Here is a 4,074-nt window from a genome sequence, read left to right as displayed (position 1 = left end):
CGCCGCCATCCGGTCGCGCTCGACCCGCTGCAGGATGTACGCCGCGTAGCCGCCCTCGAAGGGCTCCAGGATGCGGTCGTGCACCTCCCAGGTGTCGAGCGAGACCTCGTCGAGGAACCAGCGATCGTGGGTGACCACGACGAGTCCGCCCTGCTTCGGCGACCAGCGGGTCTTCAGGTGCTGGGCGAGCCAGGCGACCCCCTCCACGTCGAGGTGGTTGGTGGGCTCGTCGAGGAAGATGATGTCCCAGTCACGGGTGAGCAGCGCCGCGAGCGCCACCCGACGACGCTGACCGCCGCTGAGGTCGCCGATGCGCGCCTCCCACGGCAGGTCGCGCAAGAGGCCCGCGATCACGTCGCGGGCACGGGCATCCCCCGCCCATTCGTGCTCGGCACGGTCGCCGACGACGGCTCGCGAGACGAGCTCATCGTCGGGCAGCTGATCGGACTGGTCAAGCATGCCGAGCGTCACGCCGCCACGGCGGGTCACCCGCCCCGAGTCCGCCTCCTGACGGCCGGCGAGGATGCGCAACAGCGTCGACTTGCCGTCGCCGTTGCGGCCGACGACGCCGATCCGGTCGCCCTCCTCGATGCCGACGGTGATGCTCTCGAAGACGACTTTGGTCGGATACTCGAGCGCGAGCTCCTCCGCGCCGAGCAGATGTGCCATGCCTTCGAGCCTAAGGTGTCGGCATGGAGGCGAAGTCCCCGGGCACGCGCATCGAGGTCGAGATCGTGCAGCTGCTCGCCTCTCCCGTGCACCGCTACGAGGGCAGGCCCGCCGACGGGCCGCGGTCGATCGACGGCTCCGAGCTGCGCGATTCGATCGAGCTGCGCGCCGGGCTGGGCGTCGTCGGAGATCGGCACTTCGCTCATCCGGCGCACCGTCAGGCGAGCGTGACGCTGCAGAGCGTCGAGGCGCTCGAGCACGTCGCGCGCGAGCTCGGCGTGCCGGTGCCGGGGCTCACCGAGACGCGGCGCAACGTCCTGCTGCGCGGCGTCGACGTGGATGCCCTGGTCGGCACCGACTTCACGCTCGACTCCGGCGCCGGGCCGATCCGCTTTCACGCGCACCGGCCGGCGAACCCGTGCGCCTGGATGAACGAGGCGATCGCGCCGGGGGCGCACCGGGCGCTGCTGCGCCGCGGCGGCATCCGCGCCGAACCGCTCACCGACGGCGCGCTCGCGCTCGGTCCCGCGATGCTCACGGTGCACGCGGCCGCCGCCTGAGCCCCGCCGCCCGAGCCCCGCCCCGCTCCGCATCCGCACCCGCACCCGCACCCGCACCCGCACCCGCACCCGCACCCGCACCCGCAGTGTGACGTTTCTCCGGAGAATCCGGTGCACGGCGCACCCGCACGCCCGTGTTTGTTGGGCTCGACGGCTCACCCGACGCGAAACCTCCGGAAAAACGTCACACTGCGCGCGGGCGCAGGCACGCGGAGCGCGGCGCGGGACGTGCTCAGTCGGCGATGATGCGGGCGCCGTGCACCGGGCCGGTGGCCCGCACCGCGTTCACCTGCGCCGCCGAGAGCGCCACCTGCAGCTCGAGCGCCGCGTCGAGGTCGGCGGCGAGGAACGCGACGGTCGGACCGGAGCCGGAGACGATGCCGGCGAGGGCGCCGTTGCGCTCCCCCAGCTCGAGCACGCTGCCGAGGCCCGGCTCCAGATGCAGCGCAGGGGCCTGCAGGTCGTTGTGCATGGCGGCGGCGAGCATGTGGGCATCGCCCGCGCGCAGCGCCTGCAGCACGTCGGTGTCGACACTCGGGCTCGGGTCAGCCGGAGAGATGTCGCGCGCGTGCCGTTCGCGGTGCGCGTCGAGCTCCTGATACACGGCAGGCGTCGAGAGCCCGAAGTCGGCGAGCGCCAGCACCCACTGGAAGCTTCCCGAGGCCAGCGCGGGTGAGAGCTCGTCGCCGCGGCCCGTGCCAATCGCCGTGCCGCCGGTCAGCGCGAACGGCACGTCGGCGCCGAGCCGACGGGCGAGCTCGTACATCTCGTCGCGCGGCAGCTCGGTTCCCCACAGCGCGTCACACGCGACGAGCGTCGCGGCGGCGTCGGCGGAGCCGCCACCCATGCCACCCGTGACGGGCACGTGCTTCTCGATCGCGATGTGCGCCCCACCGCGGTAGCCGGTCTTGGCGGCGAGCAGCCGCGCGGCCGTGATGGCGATGTTGGATCCGTCGAGCGGCACCCGGCCGAGTTCGACGCTGCCGGAGACGGAGACCGAGAAGTCGTCGGCAGGCGTCACGATGACGTCTTCGGAGAGCGACACCGCCTGGTAGGCGATCGCGACGTCGTGATAGCCGTCGTCCTGCAGCGCGCCGACCTTGAGAAAGACGTTGATCTTGCCGGGTGCGCGAACATGCACCCGACTCAGCTGCCCCCGAGACACCATGCCCCAACCCTAGTCGGGCCGCGCGTCACCCCTTCACGCGTGTGGATGCGTCCCCGCGCGGGCGATCGCCAGGAAGTCGGCGACGGTCAGCTGCTCGCCGCGCACGGTCGGCTCGACGCCGGCCGCCTCCAGCCGCGCGCTCGCCGCAGCCGAGCCGCCGAACAACTCCGCGAGAGCCTGTCGCATCATCTTCCGGCGCTGGCCGAACGCCGCGTCGATGATCTGGAACGTCGCGCGGCGCTCCTCCTCCGTGCCCGGGCGCTCGGCGCGCTCGAAGCCGACGAGGATGGAGTCGACGTTCGGCACCGGCCAGAAGATCTGCCGACTGACCTGACCCTGCGTGAACCAGCGCCCGCACCAGGCGGCCTTCGCCGACGGGGAGCCGTACACCTTCGACCCGGGGGTGGCGGCGAGACGCTGACCGACCTCCGCCTGCACCATGACGAGCGCGGTCTCCAGGCTCGGGAACGTCTCGAGCAGGTGCAGGAGCACCGGAACCGACACGTTGTACGGCAGGTTGGCGACAAGGCGCCGCGGTGCGGCGGGCAGCTCGGTCACGCGCAGCGCATCCGCGGTGATGACGACGAGCGGGGCGCCGGGCTGGAGCGTCTCGACCGTCGTCGGCAGCTGCGCGGCGAGCCGGGAGTCGATCTCGACCGCCGTCAGCCGAGCGCCGGCCTCCAGGATGCCGAGGGTCAGCGAGCCGAGCCCCGGACCGACCTCGAGCACCTCGTCGCCGGACTCGATCTTCGCCAGACGGACGATGCGCCGCACCGTGTTGGCGTCGACGACGAAGTTCTGGCCGAGCTTCTTGGTGGGTTGAACGTCCAGCAGCGTCGCGAGGTCGCGGATCTCGGCGGGACCGAGCAGGCTCACCGCGGACCCAGGTGGGGAAGGTCGATCGGCGTCGTCGGCGGCGCGAACGGTCCGGGCGGCGCGTCGACGGGCTCGTCGTCCCAGTGCCCGTAGACGAGCTCCGTGTTGGAGCTGATCTGCGCGGCGAGCATCGAGGCGTCCGTGCCCAGGTGGGCGGCCATCGCCCGCACGGTGTGCGGCATCAGGTAGGCGGAGTTCGGCCGACCGCGGAACGGCGTCGGCGTCAGATACGGGGCGTCGGTCTCGACGAGCAGGTTCGCCCGCGGCACGGCGGCGAGGGCGTCGCGCAGGTTCTGCGCGTTCTTGAACGTGACCGTGCCGGCGAACGAGAGGTACCAGCCGCGGCGCGCGACCAGCTCGGCGAACGCTGCGTCGCCGCTGAAGCAGTGGAAGACGACGCGGTCGGGGGCGCCGACCCGGTCGAGCACGCGCACGATGTCGAGGTGCGCGTCGCGGTCGTGGATCTGCAGCGCGAGACCGCGCTCTTTGGCGATCTCGATGTGCGCCTCGAAGGCGCGCACCTGGGCGGCTTTGCCCTCGTCGCTCTCGGTGCGGAAGTAGTCCAGCCCCGTCTCGCCGATCGCGCGCACGCGCGGCTTCGCGGCCAGTTCGGCGATGCCGGCGAGGTGGTCGTCGAGCTCACCGCGCTCGGCGAGCTCGGGCGCCTCATTCGGGTGGATCGCGACGGCAGCGAGCACCCGCGGCTCGCGGGCTGCCACCTCGGCGCTCCAGCGCGAGGTCTCCAGATCCGTGCCGACCTGCACGACCCCGCGCACGCCGACGCTGGAGGCGCGGTCGAGC

At 72.5% G+C, this 4,074-nt stretch carries 5 protein-coding genes; 1 reads left to right on the top strand and 4 read right to left on the bottom strand.

The annotated features are described in order from the left end of the window. Nucleotides 1-669: ATP-binding cassette domain-containing protein (locus tag B3S45_RS07050; protein WP_286718426.1), on the bottom strand; the 669-nt coding region annotated here is incomplete at its 3' end. Nucleotides 670-692: 23 nt separating this feature from the next. Here B3S45_RS07050 and B3S45_RS07045 point away from each other — a divergent pair. Next, the gene (locus B3S45_RS07045) at nucleotides 693-1,229 is read left to right on the top strand and encodes a molybdenum cofactor biosysynthesis protein (RefSeq protein ID WP_286718423.1); all 537 of its coding nucleotides are present in this window, start codon (nucleotides 693-695) and stop codon (nucleotides 1,227-1,229) included. Nucleotides 1,230-1,461: 232 nt separating this feature from the next. Here B3S45_RS07045 and B3S45_RS07040 read toward each other — a convergent pair whose 3' ends face one another. From B3S45_RS07040 to B3S45_RS07030, 3 genes are all read right to left on the bottom strand, one after another. Then, a complete protein-coding gene (locus B3S45_RS07040; RefSeq protein ID WP_286718421.1) occupies nucleotides 1,462-2,397 on the bottom strand; it encodes a 4-(cytidine 5'-diphospho)-2-C-methyl-D-erythritol kinase in 936 nt (311 codons plus the stop codon). A 33-nt stretch (nucleotides 2,398-2,430) separates the two neighbouring features. Continuing rightward, complete coding sequence (rsmA, locus tag B3S45_RS07035) at nucleotides 2,431-3,273, bottom strand: 16S rRNA (adenine(1518)-N(6)/adenine(1519)-N(6))-dimethyltransferase RsmA (RefSeq protein WP_286718418.1); 843 nt, start codon at nucleotides 3,271-3,273, stop codon at nucleotides 2,431-2,433. Further along, nucleotides 3,270-4,074 (bottom strand): TatD family hydrolase (locus B3S45_RS07030; RefSeq protein WP_286718415.1); only part of this gene is annotated, 805 nt, incomplete at its 5' end. The genes B3S45_RS07030 and rsmA, both read right to left, overlap by 4 nt.

Source organism: Microbacterium sp. UBA1612 (genome assembly GCF_002321605.1).
GTDB lineage: Bacteria > Actinomycetota > Actinomycetes > Actinomycetales > Microbacteriaceae > Microbacterium > Microbacterium luteum.
Note: the sequence above shows the minus strand (reverse complement) of the source record. Positions and strands in the feature narration are given on the sequence as shown.

Coding starts and splice junctions, on each gene's coding strand:
- B3S45_RS07040 (WP_286718421.1), bottom strand. CDS start 2,397: ATGGTGTCTCGGGGGCAGCTGAGTCGGGTGCATGTTCGCGCACCCGGC.
- B3S45_RS07045 (WP_286718423.1), top strand. CDS start 693: ATGGAGGCGAAGTCCCCGGGCACGCGCATCGAGGTCGAGATCGTGCAG.